The sequence below is a fragment of the Streptomyces sp. NK08204 genome (genome assembly GCF_020400585.1).
Lineage (GTDB): Bacteria > Actinomycetota > Actinomycetes > Streptomycetales > Streptomycetaceae > Streptomyces.
This window is the reverse complement of the sequence record NZ_JAINVF010000008.1, coordinates 198,933-215,319: the sequence shown is the minus strand read 5'-3', so window position 1 is coordinate 215,319 and position 16,387 is coordinate 198,933. Positions and strand designations below refer to the sequence as shown.

8 protein-coding genes and 2 pseudogenes are annotated in these 16,387 nt (G+C 70.2%); 5 read left to right on the top strand and 5 right to left on the bottom strand.

The genetic code is table 11. From position 1 onward, the window contains the following. Positions 1–27: 27 nt before the first annotated feature. The 5 genes and pseudogenes from K7G59_RS15675 to K7G59_RS15655 form a co-directional block, all read right to left on the bottom strand. Positions 28–3,117, bottom strand: a pseudogene (locus K7G59_RS15675) (alpha-amylase family glycosyl hydrolase); the annotation flags it as partial. A 160-nt stretch (positions 3,118–3,277) separates the two neighbouring features. Next, positions 3,278–6,385, bottom strand: a pseudogene (locus K7G59_RS15670) (alpha-amylase family glycosyl hydrolase); the annotation flags it as partial. Between the two features lie 150 nt (positions 6,386–6,535). Next, on the bottom strand, positions 6,536–8,239 hold the full coding sequence (locus K7G59_RS15665; protein ID WP_225834546.1) for a carbohydrate-binding module family 20 domain-containing protein: 1,704 nt from the start codon (positions 8,237–8,239) through the stop codon (positions 6,536–6,538). A 413-nt stretch (positions 8,240–8,652) separates the two neighbouring features. Continuing rightward, positions 8,653–9,630 (bottom strand): dTDP-glucose 4,6-dehydratase, encoded by a 978-nt coding sequence (rfbB, locus tag K7G59_RS15660; RefSeq protein ID WP_225834544.1) that lies wholly within the window; start codon positions 9,628–9,630, stop codon positions 8,653–8,655. Next, positions 9,627–10,694: a glucose-1-phosphate thymidylyltransferase gene (locus tag K7G59_RS15655; RefSeq protein ID WP_225834663.1), complete on the bottom strand. Its 1,068-nt coding sequence runs from the start codon at positions 10,692–10,694 to the stop codon at positions 9,627–9,629. The genes rfbB and K7G59_RS15655 overlap by 4 nt, the downstream gene beginning before the upstream one ends. A 244-nt stretch (positions 10,695–10,938) precedes the next feature. Here K7G59_RS15655 and K7G59_RS15650 point away from each other — a divergent pair, with 244 nt between their 5' ends. From K7G59_RS15650 to K7G59_RS15630, 5 genes are read left to right on the top strand one after another with little or no spacing between them, the layout of a single operon-like run. Then, positions 10,939–12,231, top strand: a complete 1,293-nt coding sequence (locus K7G59_RS15650; RefSeq protein ID WP_225834542.1) for an aspartate aminotransferase family protein — start codon at positions 10,939–10,941, stop codon at positions 12,229–12,231. After that, positions 12,228–13,274 carry an ATP-binding cassette domain-containing protein gene (locus K7G59_RS15645; RefSeq protein WP_225834540.1) on the top strand — a complete coding sequence of 349 codons (1,047 nt, stop codon included), beginning with the start codon at positions 12,228–12,230 and terminating at the stop codon, positions 13,272–13,274. The genes K7G59_RS15650 and K7G59_RS15645 overlap by 4 nt, the downstream gene beginning before the upstream one ends. Further along, the gene (locus tag K7G59_RS15640; RefSeq protein ID WP_225834538.1) at positions 13,271–14,128 is read left to right on the top strand and encodes an ABC-2 family transporter protein; all 858 of its coding nucleotides are present in this window, start codon (positions 13,271–13,273) and stop codon (positions 14,126–14,128) included. Before K7G59_RS15645 ends, K7G59_RS15640 begins: the two co-directional genes overlap by 4 nt. Further along, a complete protein-coding gene (locus K7G59_RS15635; protein WP_225834536.1) occupies positions 14,125–14,925 on the top strand; it encodes an ABC transporter permease in 801 nt (266 codons plus the stop codon). The genes K7G59_RS15640 and K7G59_RS15635 overlap by 4 nt, the downstream gene beginning before the upstream one ends. A 7-nt stretch (positions 14,926–14,932) precedes the next feature. Then, the gene (locus tag K7G59_RS15630) at positions 14,933–16,384 is read left to right on the top strand and encodes a hypothetical protein (protein ID WP_225834535.1); all 1,452 of its coding nucleotides are present in this window, start codon (positions 14,933–14,935) and stop codon (positions 16,382–16,384) included. The last annotated feature ends 3 nt before the right edge of the window (positions 16,385–16,387 follow it).

The window sequence follows — 16,387 nt, the reverse complement described above, 5'->3', positions numbered from 1 at the left end:
CGACGCCCCCGGGGCCGCTCAGGAGATGCGGACTCCGTTGGCGGCGAGCAGCGCGCCATCGGCTGCCCGTTGTGTCGCGATCACCTGGGCGCGCAGAGCCGCAGGGATGCGGTCGCGGTCGCGGGGGTCGATGGTGAACGCCGGGTCGTCCGCCAGCTCCGGGTGGGCCGCCTTCTGGGCGTCGGTCAGCTTCGACGGGATCAGCCGCAGCCAGTACCCCTCGTCGGACAGCGCGCCGTCCTTGACGGTGATGCCTCCCTGCGGGGCGTACACGAGTTGCTGGCTGGTGGAGTCGGTGGCCTTCACCTTCCACACGACCGTGTCCGAGTCGATCCACCGCGCCTTGGCCGTGCCCAGGTCCAGGTCGGGCGCGCTCCCCACGGTCGGCAGCAGGTAGTCGCTGTCACCGCTGATCAGCCAGGCCTCCTTGCCGTAGGTGGCGAAGTCCAGCGACCGGTCGGCGGCGATGTCCTTCTCGTCGCCCTTGTGGATGATGTAGCTGAGAGAGGTCGCGCCCTCGGCGAGCGGCACCTCGAAGGTCACCCCGAAGGCGTCCTTCCCGACCGGCGCGAGCGGAGCCGACCAGTCGGTGGGTGTCTTGGCGCCGGTCCAGGTGTGCAGGCCCCAGCCGTCGTAGTCGCCGTCGGCCCGGTGGTAGTGGATCACGGCCTTGGCCGCGTCGGGGGCCGGGTACGTCCCTTGCGGTGCCGTGTCCGTCTGGCCGTCGTCGCCCTGCCTGATCCAGACCTCGCCCGTCTTCTCCAGGTCGATGGTGCGCTGGGGGCCGTCCGCGGTGCCGTTCCCGGTGACCGTGTACGTCAGGCTCTTCGCGCCGTCCTCCGGCTTGACCCAGGCGAAGGCGCCGTAGGCGTCGCGCCCGGTGAACTCGGCCGACCGGCCGGAGGATTCGAGGCGCCAGCCGGTGTAGTCGCCGTCCGTGCGCAGGTAGTGCACGACGGCGTAGTCACGGTGCACGGCGCTCGGCGGCTGCGCCACCGGAGCCTGACCCGCCGTGGAGGTGGCGAGGGCGCTCGTGGTACGCCCTGCGAGGTCGACCGCCACGGCCTTGTAGCGCAGCGGGGTGCCCTGCTTCACCGTGTCGGGCAGGTGCTGGGTGACCTTGTAGGGGGCGTGGTCGGCGGTGCCGAGGGTGTGCCACGGGCCGTTGCCGACCTGGGCGGCGAAGACGACGCGGTTCAGGCCGCCACCGCTCACCTGCGCGGACACGTCGGCGTCCCCGGTCGTGCCCTGCGCCGGGGCCTGGAGCGTGAGGGAGGGCGGCGTGGCCGGGGTGCCGAGCCGCTGCGTCGCCTTCAGGACCATGGACGACATCGCGGGGACGGTGACGGTCACCTTGGTGTCCGGCCCGCTGGTCACCGAGGCGCTGGTGCCGTACAGGCCCTGGTAGGTCAGCCCGGCCGAACTCGTGGGGATGTCCACGGTCCTGGCCTCGGAGGCGTTGTTGAACGCGACCAGGTAGTCGTCGCCCCGGCGGGTGTCCGTGCGCGAGAACGCGTACACGGAGTCCTTGGCGTAGCGCTCGGTCTGGACGCCGTCGCGCAGCGCCGGGTTCTGCCGGGTGACCCGGGACAGCGTGGCTATCGCGCGGTACAGCGGGTGGGAGGTGTCGTACGCGTCCGAGGCGGCCGTGCGGCCGGTGCCGATCTCGTCGTCGTCCAGGTAGTCGGGGACCTTCGAGGCGAACATCGTCTGGCGGGCGTCCTTGTCGCCGCCGGCGCCGGTGAAGCCCTGCTCGTCCCCGGAGTAGATCACCGGGTTGCCCCGCGAGAAGAACATCAGTTCGTGGGCGAAGCGGTCCCGTCGGAGGAGTTCGGCGTCGTCCGCCTTCGGGTTGTCCTTGAGCAGGAAGCCGCCGATGCGGCCCATGTCGTGGTTGCCGAGGAAGGTCACCTCCTCGTAGGCGTTCGCCTTGTCGGTGGTGTAGCGGTAGTCCTGCGCGAAGACGTCGGCGAGCCGGTCGGCCGTCCTGCCCTGGGAGGCGTACTGGCGGATCGCGTCCTGCAGCGGGAAGTCGAGGGTGGCGTCGAGGCGGCCCTGTCGCACGTACGGCGAGGTGACGACGGGATCGGAGGACAGTGTCTCGCCGAAGATGAAGAAGTTCTTCCGGCCCTTCCGCGCGGCGTAGGCGTCGAGGGCCGTCGCCCACTGGGTCCAGAAGGGCATGTCGACGTTACGGACGGTGTCGACACGGAAGCCGTCGATACGGAAGTCCTCGACCCACTTCTCGTAGATCTTCTCCATGCCGTGCACGACTTCGGGCCGCTCGGTCCACAGGTCGTCCAGGCCTGTGTGATCGCCGTACAGGCCGCTCTCACCGACGAAGGTGGAGTCCCCGCGGTTGTGGTACATCGTCGGGTCGTTCAGCCAGGCCGGGGCTTTGACCTCCCGTTCGGCCGGGGCGACCTGCGGTGTGTAGGGAAGGCCACGCACGTCGACCTTCCGCATGCCCAAGCTGTCGTCGAAGGGGCGGCCTTCGGTGTCGAGGTAGGGATAGGCGCCCTTGCTGCGGTACCCGAAGCTCTTCTCGGCGTTGGTGATGGTGTCGGCAGTGTGGTTGGTGATGACGTCGAAGAAGACCTTCATACCCTTGGCGTGGGCCTTGCGGATGAGTTCCGTGAGGTCCGCGTTGGTGCCGAAGTGGGGGTCGACGCGGGTGAAATCGGTGATCCAGTAGCCGTGGTAGCCGGCGCTCTCGCCATTGCCCTGCACCGGTTTGTTCTTGAAGATCGGGGCGAGCCAGATGGCGGTGGTGCCGAGGCCCTTGATGTAGTCCAGCTTGTCGATCAGCCCCTTGAGGTCCCCGCCCTGGTAGAAGCCCTTGTCCGTGGGGTCGTATCCGGTGACCGTACGGTCGCCGGTGAGCCCGCCCCGGTCGTTGGCGGTGGAGCCGTTGGCGAACCGGTCGGGCAGGAGGAAGTAGAACTGTTCACGGGTCATGTCGTGCCGGGCCGCCACCGCGGCCAGTCGGGCGTCCGACGGTGGAGCGGGGGGCCGCTCCGTCGCACTCGCCGGCTGGGCGGCGTGCAGGGCGGTGGCGAGGAGCGCGGCGGTGACGGCCGCGGCGGTGGAGCGGGTGACGGTGCCCGGGCGGCTCAGGCGGCGTTCGACCGGTGGTCGGCCCGGGTTGTCGCGGCTGGTGCGTTGTGCGGTCACGTTGCGGCTCTTTTCTTTCGTCGGTGCGCTTCGGGTCGGAGCGGTTTCGGTCGGTGCGCTTCGGGTGGGAGCGGTTTCGGTCGGTGCGGTTTCCGGATCAGTGGCCGAGCGGCTGCACGGTGGTCGCGCCGAGCAGCGCACCGTCCTGACCTCGCTGGGTGGCGATCACCTGCCGGCTCGCCCGTGCCTCCGCGATCCGGCCGCGGTCACGGGGGTCGACGGTGAAGGCCTGGTAGTCCGAGAACTGCGGGTGGGCGGCCCGCTGCGCGTCGGTCAGTTGCGCGGGGTTCAGGCGCAACCAGCGGCCCTCGTCCGACAGGGACCCGTGCTGGAGGGTGATGCCGCCGTCCGGCGCGTACACGAGCTGCTGACTGGCGACTCCGGCGCCGGTCCCCCGCCATACGACGGTGGTGTCGTCCAGCCAGGTCGCGGCGGACGTGCCGAGGTCGAGGCCGAACGCGCCGCCGAGGGACGGAGTGAGGTAGGCGGGGTCGCCGGCCACGCGCCACACCTCGTGCCCGTAGAGGGAGAAGTCGAGGGCCTCGTCCGTGGGGACGTCCTTCTCCTCCTTCCTGTGCAGGATGTAGCTCAGCGAGTCCGCGTGCTCGGTCAGCGGGACCTCGAAGACCAGACCGAAGGAGTCCCGGCCCACCGGCCGGATGGGGTCGTTCCACTCCGGCGGGTTCGCCGCTCCGGTCCAGGCGTGCAGGCCCCAGCCGTCGTAGTCGCCGTCGGGCCGGTGGTAGTGGATGACCGCCTTCGTCGGGTCCTGTGCCGGATACGCGCCCGCGGGCCGCGTCTGCGTCACCGCGTCACTGCCCTGCTCGGTCCAGCCCTCCGGCGCCGCGGCGAAGTCGAGGGTGCGTTCGGGGCCGTCGGCGGCGCCGTCCTTCTCCACGGTGAAGAGGACCTCGGTGGCGCCCTCGGGCGGGCTGAACCAGGCGAAGGCTCCGTAGGCGTCCCGGCCGCTGAAGTCGGCGGTCCGGCCGTCGGTCGTCCGCAGCCGCAGACCTGTGTACTCACCGTCGGGCCGCCGGTAGTGGACGACGGCCCAGTGGCGCTGCGCCGTCGGTTTCAGAACCGCCGGCGCCTGGCCCGCGGTGGTCGTGGCGAGGTCGCTCGCGGTTCGGCCGGCGCGGTCGACGACGACCGCCTTGTATCTGAGCGCTGTGCCGGCCGGGACGTCCGCGGCGATGTTCTGGGTGACCCGGTAAGGAGCGTGGTCGGCGGTGCCGAGCGTCTGCCAGGCGCCGTTGCCGACCTGCGCGGCGAAGACGACGCGGTCGTATCCACCGCCGCTGATGTCGGCGGAGACCTCCACGGTTGCGCTGGCGCCCGCGTCCGGGGCGTGGAGCGTGAGGGAGGGCTTGGCCGTCGGCGGGGCGGGCGGCCGTGTCGCCTCGTACACGATCGACGACAGGGCCGGCACGGTCACGGTGATCTTCCCGTCCGCGTCGCTGCGTGCCCTGCCCGTGGTGCCGTACAGCGCCTGGTACGCCATGTCCGCAGAGCCGGTCGGCAGTGTGACGGTCCTGGCCTCGGTCGCGTTGTTGAACGCGACCAGGTAGTCGCGCCCCCGCCGGACGTCGGTGCGGGAGAAGGCGTACACGGAGTCCTGGGAGTAGCGCTCGGTCTGGACGCCGTCGCGCAGGGCGGGGTGTTGCCGGGTCAGCCGGGAGAGGGCGGCGATGGCCCGGTAGAGGGGGTGCGTGGGGTCGTAGGCGTCGGAGGCCGCCGTGCGATCGGTGCCGATCTCGTCGTCGTCGAGGTAGTCGGGGACCTTGGAGGCGAACATCGTCTGGCGGGCGTCCACGTCCCCGCCCGAGCCCGTGAATCCCTGTTCGTCCCCGGAGTAGATCACCGGGTTGCCCCGCGAGAAGAACATCAGCTCGTGGGCGAGGCGGTCGCGCCGCAGCAGTTCGGCGTCGTCCGCGCCGGGGTTGTCCTGGGCGACGAAGGTGCCGATGCGCCCCATGTCGTGACTGCCGAGGAAGGTGACCTCGCTGTAGGCGTTGGTCTTGTCCGTGCTGTAGCGGTAGTCCTGCGCGAAGACGTGGGCGAGGTCGCCGGCGGGTCCGCCGCGGGAGGCGAAGTTGCGGGCGGCGGCCTGGAAGGGGAAGTCGAGCGTCGCGTCGAGCCGGCCCTGGGTGACGTAGGGGGCCGTGATGGACGCGTCCGCCGAGAAGGCCTCGGCGAAGAGGAAGAAGTGCCGACGGCCGTGCTGCGCCGCGTACCGGTCGAGCGCCGTGGCCCACTGGGTCCAGAAGTCCATGCCGACGTTCTTGGCCGTGTCGACCCGGAAGCCGTCCACACCGAAGTCGTCGACCCACTTCTCGTAGATCTTCTCCATGCCGTGCACGACCTCGGGCCGCTCGGTCCACAGATCGTCCATGCCCATGAAGTCGCCGTACAGGGCGCTCTCCCCGGCGAAGGTGGAGTTGCCGCGGTTGTGGTACATGGCCGGGTCGTTCAGCCAGGCGGGCACCTTGCGGTCCTGCGGGTCGGTGGAGACCTGCGGGATGTAGGGGGCGCCGGACGCGTCCGTGCTGTGCATGCCGGTGCTGTCGTCGAAGGGGCGTCCCTCGGTGTCCAGATAGGGGTAGGCGCCCTTGCTGCGGTATCCGTACCGCTTCTCGGCGTAGTCGATGGTGTCCGCGGTGTGGTTGGTGATGACGTCGAAGAAGACCTTCATGCCCTTGGCGTGGGCCTTGTCGATCAGCTCCGTCAGATCGGCCTCGGTGCCGAAGTGGGGATCGACCCGGGTGAAGTCGGTGATGGCGTAACCGTGGTAGTTGCCGATCGTCTTGCCGTCGCGGACCGTCACGGGCTTGTTCTTGAACACGGGCGCGAGCCAGAGGGCGGTGGTGCCGAGGCCCTTGATGTAGTCGAGGTGGTCGATGACGCCTCTGAGGTCGCCGCCCTGGAAGAAGTTCTTGTCGGTGGGGTCGTATCCGGTGGCCGTGCGGTCACCGGTCAGGCCTCCTCGGTCGTTGGCGGGGGATCCGTCGGCGAACCGGTCGGGCAGCAACAGGTAGAACTGCTCCCTGCTCGCGGCCGGACGGGCCGGCTCCTGCGCGAGCCGGGCGTCGGACGGCGGCGGGGGTGCCCCCTCGGCCGCCGCCCGGGGCGCCAGCGGTGGCAGAACCGCGGTTAACAGCGCGACGGCCAGGGCGGTTGCATGGTGTCTGGGTCTGCCGACCACGTGACGCATCTCCTCGGGAAGGGTGGTTGTGGGCAAGGACGGGGCACCGCCGTGAGGCGGGCCGTGGGACCGCCCGGCACCGGGGGAGCGGGCCGGGCGGTCCTGTTCGGTGACCGCCGTCCGTCGCCGGCGGTCAGGGACGCGTCGCGGGGACCGCGGTCAGTTGCGCCAGGTGTCGTTCAGCGTGATCAGGCCGCTGGACGGGACGGTGGCCGTGCGGTTGGAGCCGCTCTCCCAGGTGACGTTGCCGCTTGCGTCCTTGCGGATGTACTTGTACTCGAACGACGCCCCCGCAGACATGGACACATCAAGCTTCCAGACGGGGTAGCTCGACGGGTCCAACTTCAGGGCGTTGGAGGTGTTCCAGTTGCCGAGGGCGGAGTTGTTGCCGACGACGTAGATGTTCTCGCCCCACTGGGTGGTGGCGTTGACGTTGAAGGAGGCGCCGGTGGCGGGGGCGGGGGCGGTCGGGGTGGTGGTGGTGTCGCAGTTCTTCGCCCCGACGTGCAGGGCGAGAGCCGAGTTGGCGCCGAGGGTCGCGGTGAACTGCCCGGCGGAGTCGACCGTGACACCCTTGCCGCTCTGCACGTCGCAGTAACTGCCGGCGGGCAGGGACGTCTGGAAGGTGCGGGTCAGCGTGGAGCCCTCGTGGTTGATGACGACGTACGCCTTGTCACCACGGCCGAAGGCGATCTGGTTGTTGCCGTTGTCCCACCAGTTGGTGACAGCCGTCCCGGCAGCCGTGTTGCGGAACTTGACCATGCTCGCGATCTCGCGCCAGGCGTGCTGGCACTTCCAGCCGTCGGTGTAACAGGCTTTCACCTGGCCGTTGTTGGGACCGCCGGCGTTGTTGTCGCTGAACTCGTAGCCGGAGTGGACGTCGGGCGAGCCGTAGGGCCAGGCCAGCATGAAGACGTGCGCCAGCGTGTAGTTGGCGCCGTCCTTGTAGGTGAGGGTGGCGCCGTTGCGCTCGGTGTCGTGGTTGGTGACGAAGACGGACGCCTTGTCGCTGGAGACGTACCCCCAGGCCTCACCGAAGTTCTTCAGGTACGCGAGCTTCTCGCCGTTGAAGACCCGCTTGAGGTCGTAGGCGTAGTGGAACTCCTGGACGTCGCCGGTGTTGTAGTACTCGGTCGGCTGGACCGCCTCTCCGGAGGCCCCGATGGTCTCCTGCTTCCAGTACACACCGGGGCTGGTGAGCCGGGACTTGATGTTGGCGAGGTCGACCTCGTCGATGTGCTTGGCGGCGTCTATGCGGAAGCCGTCGACGCCGAGGGAGAGCAGGTCGTTCATGTAGCCCGCGATGGTCTTGCGGACGTACTCCTCACCCGTGTCGAGGTCGGGCAGGCCGCCCATCTCGCAGTGCTGGACCTGCCAGCGGTTCGTGTAGTCGGTGATCGTGCTGGTGCAGTCGTCCATGTCGGCTGCGGAGTAGGTGCCGGGGTAGTCGTACTTGCTGAAGGACGACCCGGCGGTGCCCGTGCCGGAAGCGTTCGCCATGTGGTTGATCACTGTGTCGGCGACGACCTTGACGCCCGCGGCATGACACGTGTCCACCATGTTCTTGAAGTCGGTGCGGTTGCCGAGCTTCGTGCCGATCTTGTAGCTGACCGGCTGGTAGGCCGTCCACCAGGAGGTGCCCTGGATGTGCTCGTTCGGCGGGGAGACCTGAACGTAGCCGTACCCGTCGGGGCCCAGCTCGTCCGTGCACGCCTTCGCCACGGAGTTGAAGTTCCACTCGAACATCACCGCGGTGACGTCCTTGCCGCCGGGGGCACTCGCCTGCGCCGACGTGGGTGCCGTGACGGCCACAGCGGCTCCCGCCATGAAGGCGAGTGCAGCGGCCACGGTCTTTCTGGCCATGGTTTCTCCAGTTCGAGAAGTGGGGTGGTAACCGGAGTCCAGCCTCGATCGGGCAACGCGCCATGCCAGAGTAGGCCGTTCGTTGGTTCTTGCTGCAAGAAATTGCGGTCGAGACCGTACGACGCCCCCTACGGAAGGTCAACCCCTCGCGCACGAACCGCCGTTCACGAGGCGGTAGTTGAATCGAGAGGGCGAAATCTCTTTCGCAAGTGTTTTCAGGGTGTTACCTTCAACCCACTCCGGCCCCCGGCCGAGGGGCCGCGCACCACGCCGTCCCGACGCGCCCGGCCGGTGGGCCGGAGTGCCCATCCCCACTCGACGAACGCTCAGTTCGCGCCCGGACCGGGCGCAGAGCCGGACCGGGCGCACGTCCGGCGGGCGCCACGGCAACCGCCACCGCGCCCCGCGACCGCTCAGACCGCCGCGAGCAACGGCCCCCACCAGGAACGATGACTGCGGTACCAGTCCACCGTCGCGCCCAGCTCCTGCTCGAAGTCGGCACGCGGCCGGTATCCGAGTTCCGCGGTGATCTTGCTGTCGTCCACCGCGTAACGGCGGTCGTGGCCCTTGCGGTCCGTGACGTGCGTGATCCGTTCGGGGGCCGCGCCGCACCGGGTGAGCAGGCGGTGCGCGAGTTCGAGGTTGGTCAGCGAGGTGCCGCCACCGATGTTGTACGTCTCCCCCGGCCGCCCCGCCGTGCGCACCAGCTCGACCGCCCTGACGTGGTCGTCGACGTGCAGCCAGTCGCGCACCTGCCTCCCGTCGCCGTAGACCGGCAGATTCCCGCCGGTCAGCAAAGTGGCCACGAAGCGTGGAACGACTTTCTCCGGATGCTGGAAGGGGCCGAAGTTGTTGGAGCAGCGGGTCACCCTGACATCCAGGCCGTGGGTGCGGTGATGGGCGAGCGCCACGAGGTCGGCCGCGGCCTTGGAGGCGGCGTACGGCGAGCTGGGCCGCAGCTGATCCTCCTCGCGGGCCGCGCCCTCGGGTATCGAGCCGTACACCTCGTCGGTGGATATCTGGACGAACGTCCGCACACCGTGCCGCTGCGCCGCGTCCAGGAGGGTCTGGGTGCCCAGGACATTGGTGCGGGTGAACCCGGAGCCGTCCTCGATGGAGCGGTCCACATGCGACTCGGCGGCGAAGTGGACGATCTCGTCGTGCCCGGCCGCCAACCGCCGTACCGTCCGGACGTCGCACACGTCACCCTGCACGAAGGTCAGGCCGGGATGACCGCGCACCGGGTCGAGGCGGGCGAGACTGCCCGCGTAGGTGAGCTTGTCCAGCACGGTGATCGCGACGCCGGGCCGCCCCGACGGGCCGAGCAGTGCCCGGACGTAGGCGGAACCGATGAAGCCGGCTCCGCCGGTGACGAGTATGCGAGGAGTCATGAGGTGAGCTGCACCTTGCTGTGGTCGCCGATGACGAGACGATGGGCCTGGGGAGGACGGGGCGCCGTGGCGACGACCGCTTCGCGGCCGATGAGCGACCCTTCGATACGAGAAGCGCCTTCCACGCACGCACCCCGCAGGAGCACCGAGAACTCGATCGCGCTGTCCTCGACCCGGCAGTCCTCGGCGATGGCGGTGTACGGGCCGATGCTGGAGTTGCTGATGACCGTGCCCGCTCCGACCACCACGGGGCCGACGATCCGCGACCCTCTGACCACCGCGCCCTCGGCGATACGGACCCTGCCCACCAGGACGCTGTGCGGATCGACCTTGCCGTCGACACGCCCCTCCATGCGGTCCAGTACATGCCGGTTGACCTCCAGCAGGTCATCGACACTGCCGGTGTCGCGCCACGGCCCGGTGGTCGTCTCCGACCGCACACCGAGGCCGTGGTCGATCATCCACTGCAGGGCATGGGTGATCTCCAGCTCGCCCCGGGCGGAGGGCCGTATCGCACGCACCGCCTCGTGCACAACGGGGGTGAAGGCGTAGACACCGACCAGGGCCAGGTCGCTGCGGGGCCGCTCCGGTTTCTCCTCCAGCCGCCGTACCCGGCCCTCGTCGTCGACCTCCGCGACACCGAAGGCGGTGGGGTCGGGCACCTGGGTGAGCAGCAGGCGGGCGGCGTCCCGGCCGGCCGTGGCACGCCGGACGAAGCCGCTCACGCCGTCCTCGAGGTAGTTGTCCCCGAGGTACAGCAGGAAGTCGTCGTCCGCCAGGAAGTCCCGTGCGATCAGCACCGCGTGTGCGAGGCCGAGCGGTCGGTGCTGGTGGAGGTAGGTGACGCGCAGCCCGAAGGCGGACCCGTCTCCGACGGCGCGCCGGATGTCGTCGGCGTGGGCGCCGACCACGATTCCCACGTCCTCGATACCGGCGTCGGCAATCGCCTGCAAGGCGTAGTGCACCACGGGCCGGTTGGCGATGGGGAGGAGCTGTTTGGCACGCGTGTGGGTGAACGGCCGCAGCCTGCTGCCGGTGCCACCCGCCAGGACCAGGGCTTTCACGTCGGCCACCGGTGTCGTGGAGGGGGCTGTGTCTGTTGTCTCACGGATCTCTCCTCGAACGAAAGTCGCGGTGTCACCGGTTGAGCTGATCTTGACTCAAGCAGAGGGAACGCATCTTCCGCAAGCTTGCTCTGAAATTTTCAGCAATTTCTTGCAGCCACTGGGCAATTGATGTTTCACTCCCCTCGGCATCGCCCAACGGTGCTGCGCGGCAAGTGAGTTCGCACAGAAGTTGGGAGCAGCAGTGACAGGTCGGCAGCAGCTGGAACGGCTGGAGCGGGAGGCTGGACATCTGGCACCGGGCGCTTCGGAGGAAGCGGCCGTCGGACGCCGGGTGTTCGCCGAGGGACGCGGCCCGCTCCTCACGGATCTCGACGGCAACCAGTACCTCGACTTCGCCGCAGGTACCCTGACCCAGTCCCTGGGCCACGGGCACCCGGAGGTCGTGGAGGCGCTGACAGCGCAGGCCCGGCGCCTGTGGAACGTGCACGACTCGGCGACGCCCGACCGTGCCGCGCTCCTGGAACTGCTGGCCCGGCTGTTGCCCGAACGGCTCGGCACCTACGCCCTGTTCTCCACCGGCGCGGAGGTCGTCGAGGCCGCGCTGCGTGTGGTCCAGGCCACCGCCGAGCCGGGCCGCAACCGGATCGGCGCCCTGCGCGGGGGCTTCCACGGCAAGACGACGGGCGCCCGGATGCTCGTGCACTGGGACGTCGGCCACCAGTCCTTCGCCGGCAACTCGGTCCTCGGCTATTCGGCCTACTGCTACCGCTGCCCGCTGGAGCTGTCCCATCCCTCGTGCGGGCTGCGGTGCGCCTCCCTCGTACGCAGGCACATCGCCGACAAGCCGAACATCTCCGCGCTGGTCTTCGAACCCGTCCTCGGTGCCGCCGGCGTGGTCGTGCCGCCCCCCGGCTACTGGGAGCAGATCGCCGACGCCTGCCGGTCCAACGGAGTGCTCCTCGTCGCCGACGAGGTGTTGACCGGCGGCGGCCGGACCGGAACGTTCCTCGCCAGTGAGCAGTTCGGCATCGAACCGGACCTGGTCACCCTGTCGAAGGGCATGGCCAGCGGGTTCCCCTTCGCCGTCCTGGCGGGACGGGCGGACCTGCTGCACCATCCGGCGGCCTCCGGGGCCGGCGCGTACGCGTCGACGTACGCGGGCAACCCGCTCGGCATCGCGGCGGCCAGGGCCACACTGGAGGTCATCGAGCGCGACCGCCTGGTCGACCGCGTGCGGGTGCTCGGGGAACTGCTGCACGAGCGGCTGTCCGCGCTGCCGGCCCGCTTCGAGAACCTCGGTGAGGTGCGCGGCCTGGGGCTGCTGTACGGGCTGGAGTTCGTCACGGACCGGCAGAGCCGGACACCCGCGCCGCACATCGCGCGGTCCGTGTACGCCACCGCCCTCGACCTGGGACTCAGAGTGGCCCTCGGCGGACACATCCTGCGCCTGGCCCCGCCGTTCACCATCGACGAGCCACTCCTCGACGAGGGCGTCGGGCTCCTGGAGCAGGCCCTGGAGCGGGTGCTGACGTGATCGTCGCGGAGAACCTCGTCAAGGAGTTCCGGATCGCCGAGCGCAGACCGGGCCTCGTCGGCAGTCTCGCCACCCTCTTCACCCGTGAGCACCGGATCGTCCGTGCGGTCGACGGCGTGTCCTTCACCATCCCGGCCGGCACGAAGACGGCGTACATCGGCGCCAACGGGGCGGGGAAGTCCACCACGATCAAGATGCTCACCGGCATCATGACGCCGACCAGCGGGCGCTGTCTGGTGCGGGACATCGAGCCCTACCGGCACCGGCAGGCCAACGCCCGTGGCATCGGCGTCGTCTTCGGCCAGCGCAGCCAGCTGTGGTGGGACCTGTCCGTGCCGGACTCCTTCCGCATCCTGCGGCGCATCTACGACATCCCCGACGCGGTGTACCGGCGCAATCTCGCCCTGTACCGGGAGCTGCTGGACATCGACGCCCTCGGCACCACGCCCGTGCGCCAGCTGAGCCTGGGACAGCGGATGCGGGCGGAGATCGCGGCCAGCCTGCTGCACGATCCGGCGGTCGTCTTCTGGGACGAGCCGACCATCGGCCTCGACATGGTGCTGAAGGACGCGGTGCGGCACCTGGTCAACCACGTCCACCGGGAGCTGGGGACGACCGTCGTCCTCACCAGCCACGACATCACGGACATCGCCGCGATCTGCGACAGCGCCCTGGTCGTGGACCGGGGGCGCGTGGTGCACCAGGGCAGCATCCGGGACCTGCTGCGCACCGCCGACCGGCGCTGCGTCCTCTTCGAGCACCGGAACGGGCCACCGCCCGAGCACACCTGCGCACAGATCGAACGGGGGCTGCCCGGGGTGAGCGCCACGTCCGCCGAGGACGGCCGGATCAGGGTCGACTATCCGGTGGACCGGTTCACCTCGCGGCAGGTGCTCGCCTTCCTGCTCGAACACTTCGACCTGGCGGACTGCTACGCGCCCGAACCCGATCTGGAGGACGTCCTGCGGCGGATCTACGGCAGCGGGCGCCAGGAGCCGGTCCCGGCCCAGACCCCGGACCGGTGCCGGGAGGGGGCGCAATGACCGGCCTCGTGGCAGAGCGGGACAGGCGCGCGCCCGCCCTGCCGTCCGCGCGTGCCCGGCGCTACCTGCCCTTCGCCACCGGCGGGCTCCAGTCCCTGTTGCAGTACCGCTCGACATTCGTGATGACCGGGATCACGGCCGCGGCCGGCGCGGCGGTCACCGTCTTCCTGTGGCGGGCCGTGTACGCGGGTGCCGCGCCCGGCGAAGGCCCCGGCGGTTTCAGCACCGAAGGCATCACCACGTACCTGCTGATGGCCCAGGTGCTGCAGATCCTGCACGCCAACCGGGTGGACGACGAGGTCGCGGCCGAGGTCTACCGCGGTGACGTCGCCGTCATGCTGGTGCGGCCCGTCAGCTATCCGGTGGTGCGGTTCTTCGCCTGCCTGCCGGTCGTCGCGGCCAACGCCGTGCTGGTCGGCCTGCCCGTCCTCGGGCTGTTCGCCCTGATCGTGCCGCTCACCGTGCCGCGGCCGGTGGACGTCCTGCTCTTCCTGGTGTCGACCGTGCTGTCCGTGCTGCTCGCCTTCCTCGTGAACCTGCTCACAGGGATGACGGGGTTCGTCACCACCAACACCTGGGGGGTACGGATGGTGAAGCAGAGCGTGGTCGCCTTCTTCGCCGGGCAGTTGGTTCCCCTGGCGCTGATGCCCGGGCCGCTCGCGGCCCTGGCGTCCGCGCTGCCCTTCCGCGGCATGGTCGACGGCCCTCTCGTCCTGCTCCTCGGCCGCTACGACGGGGTGGCCGGCGCGGTCGGCGTGCTGACCCGGCAGATCGGCTGGGTAGCCGGTCTCACGCTGCTGAGCGCCGCGCTGTGGCGGGCCTCGCTGAGGCGTCTGGAGGTGCTCGGCGGATGACCCGCACGGTGTGGCGCCGGCTGCGGCTGGCCTTCTTCCTCGGTGGGGTCGGGTTGCACCGGCTGAGCGCGTACCGCGTGGACTTCGCTCTCGGCGCGGGGGCCTTCCTGATCCGGGTGGGCCTGCAGACGGCGGTGGTGGGCCTGGTCTTCCGTCAGGTCCCCGCGGTGGGCGGCTGGACATACCACGAGGTGCTGTTCCTGCTGGGTTTCTCCCTGCTGCCGCGCGGGCTGGACCATCTGTTCACCGACCAGCTGTGGGAGCTGGGCCGGAAGCTGGTCCAGCGCGGCGAGTTCTACCGCTATCTGATCCGCCCCGTGAGCCCGCTGTTCTCCTTGCTCTCGGAACGCTTCTTCCACCCCGACGGACTGGGCGAACTGGTCGTCGGCACCGTCCTGGTGGGCTGGTCCGGCAGTGAACTCGGCCTGCATCTCACCCCCGTGCAGTGGGCTGTCGCCCCGCTGCTGGTGCTGTGCGGTGCCCTGATCCACACCTCGGTGAAGCTGCTGTTCGCCTCGCTGTCCTTCTGGACCGTCACCAGCCTGCCGTCGATGTACGCGGCGAACCAGGTGTCGGAGTTCGCCGCCTATCCGCTGGACATCTACCACCCTTCGCTGCGCGCCCTGCTGACCTGGGTGCTGCCCTTCGCCTTCACCTCGTACGTGCCGTGCGTCTACCTGCTGACCGGCGACACGGGGCTGGTGGTCTGGCTGCCGCCGGTGACGGCCGGTGCCCTCGCCCTCGCCCTGACCGTGTGGCGGCGCGGCGTCAACGCCTTCGAGATGACCGGGAGTTGACCCTCACGTGATCTGCGACGAACACCTCGAACCGCTGCTGCGCACCGCGGCCTGGATGCCCCGCGATCTGCGCGCCGCACACCGCTACGAAGCGGTCGACCATGCCGTGCTGAGCGCCGACGAGTTCCTGCTCGTCGTGGCGGCCGTCGGCGGCCCCGCTTCGGGCGAGCGGATCTTCGTGCCCGTGCGCCGGGAGCCGTCGGGCGCCCTGACACAGGCCCGCGGTGACGGGCCCTGCGGACTCGCAGCCGTGCACCGTGTGCTCGCCGGCGCACGGCTGCGGACCCATCGCGGCGGTTACGTGGACTTCCGCCGCGCGTCCTCGCCGCCGGCCGGCGAGGTGCGGTGGCTGCCCTTCGACCAGGGCTGGTCCTCCAACGCCCTGTCCCTGGTGGAGATAGGGGGCCTGCCCTACATCCACAAGACGTACCGGCGGCTGGACGAGACGATCCATGAGCCCGAAGTGCTGCGGCTGATGAGCGGCACCGGGCGCACGCCCGAGTGGGCCGGGGACTACACGTACACGGACCCCCTGCGCGGGACCCGGCACCCGTTGGGCGTGCTCTACCGGCATGTGCCGGGGTACGGCATGGACGCGCCGCTGCGCGAGAACCTGCGCTCGCTGTGGCCGCGGCTCGCGGACGGCAGCGCCCCGCAGGAGCTCGTACGTTCCCATCTGCGGCCGCTGGAGGGAGGGTTGCGCACGGCCGGACGTTTCCTGAGTTCCTTCCACCGGGACCTGTCGGCACGGCTGGGCGGTCCTGCCACCGGTTACCCCGTGACCGACGCCCTGGCCAAGGCCTCGGCGCGGCTGGAGGCGCTGGCCCGGGCGGACTCCGCACTCCCGCACACCGCCCGGACCGCGGCCTTCGATGCGCTCGAGTCCGAACTGGCATCGCTCCGAGCCGAGTTCAGCGGACAGGCGACGGCCCGGGGTGCCGGTCCCTGCCACGGCGACCTGCACCTGTCCCATCTGCTGTGCGAGGAAGGAGCAGGCGGCAGCTGGCGGATGAGCGTCATCGACGTGTCCACGCCCGCGCTGTCCTCGGACGGTCCCGGCTACGCCGCCCAGTCGCCCCTTCAGGACCTCGTCGCCGTCCAGCGCGCGCTGGAGTACTTCACGGCCGACGAGGCGGCCTTCGAGAGCGCCCGCCGCCTGGGCGTCGACTCGACCCAGACCATGAACGGTTCCCTGGACGGCGCGCCCGGTCTGCCGCCGGCGGGGCGGGCCGTACTGGAGAACGTCTTCCGCACCGCCGACGCCTGGCGTGAGCGCGTCCTGCACCTGCTGCTCGGGCCCGCCTCCGGCAGTGGGCTGCGGCGGCTGCTGTACCTGCGCCGGCTCCTGCACGAGCTCGGCTACAACCACGACCACGCCCGCCCCTACCACGCCGCGATCGACCTGCGCCACGCGCTCGCGCTGGCCTCCCCCGCCCCGACGACCCCCGCGAGGACATGACCG

Bases quoted from the DNA above. Each gene is read 5' to 3' on its own strand.
- K7G59_RS15665 (WP_225834546.1), bottom strand. From the start codon at position 8,239: ATGGCCAGAAAGACCGTGGCCGCTGCACTCGCCTTCATGGCGGGAGCC.
- rfbB (WP_225834544.1), bottom strand. From the start codon at position 9,630: ATGACTCCTCGCATACTCGTCACCGGCGGAGCCGGCTTCATCGGTTCC.
- K7G59_RS15640 (WP_225834538.1), top strand. From the start codon at position 13,271: ATGACCGGCCTCGTGGCAGAGCGGGACAGGCGCGCGCCCGCCCTGCCG.
- K7G59_RS15635 (WP_225834536.1), top strand. From the start codon at position 14,125: ATGACCCGCACGGTGTGGCGCCGGCTGCGGCTGGCCTTCTTCCTCGGT.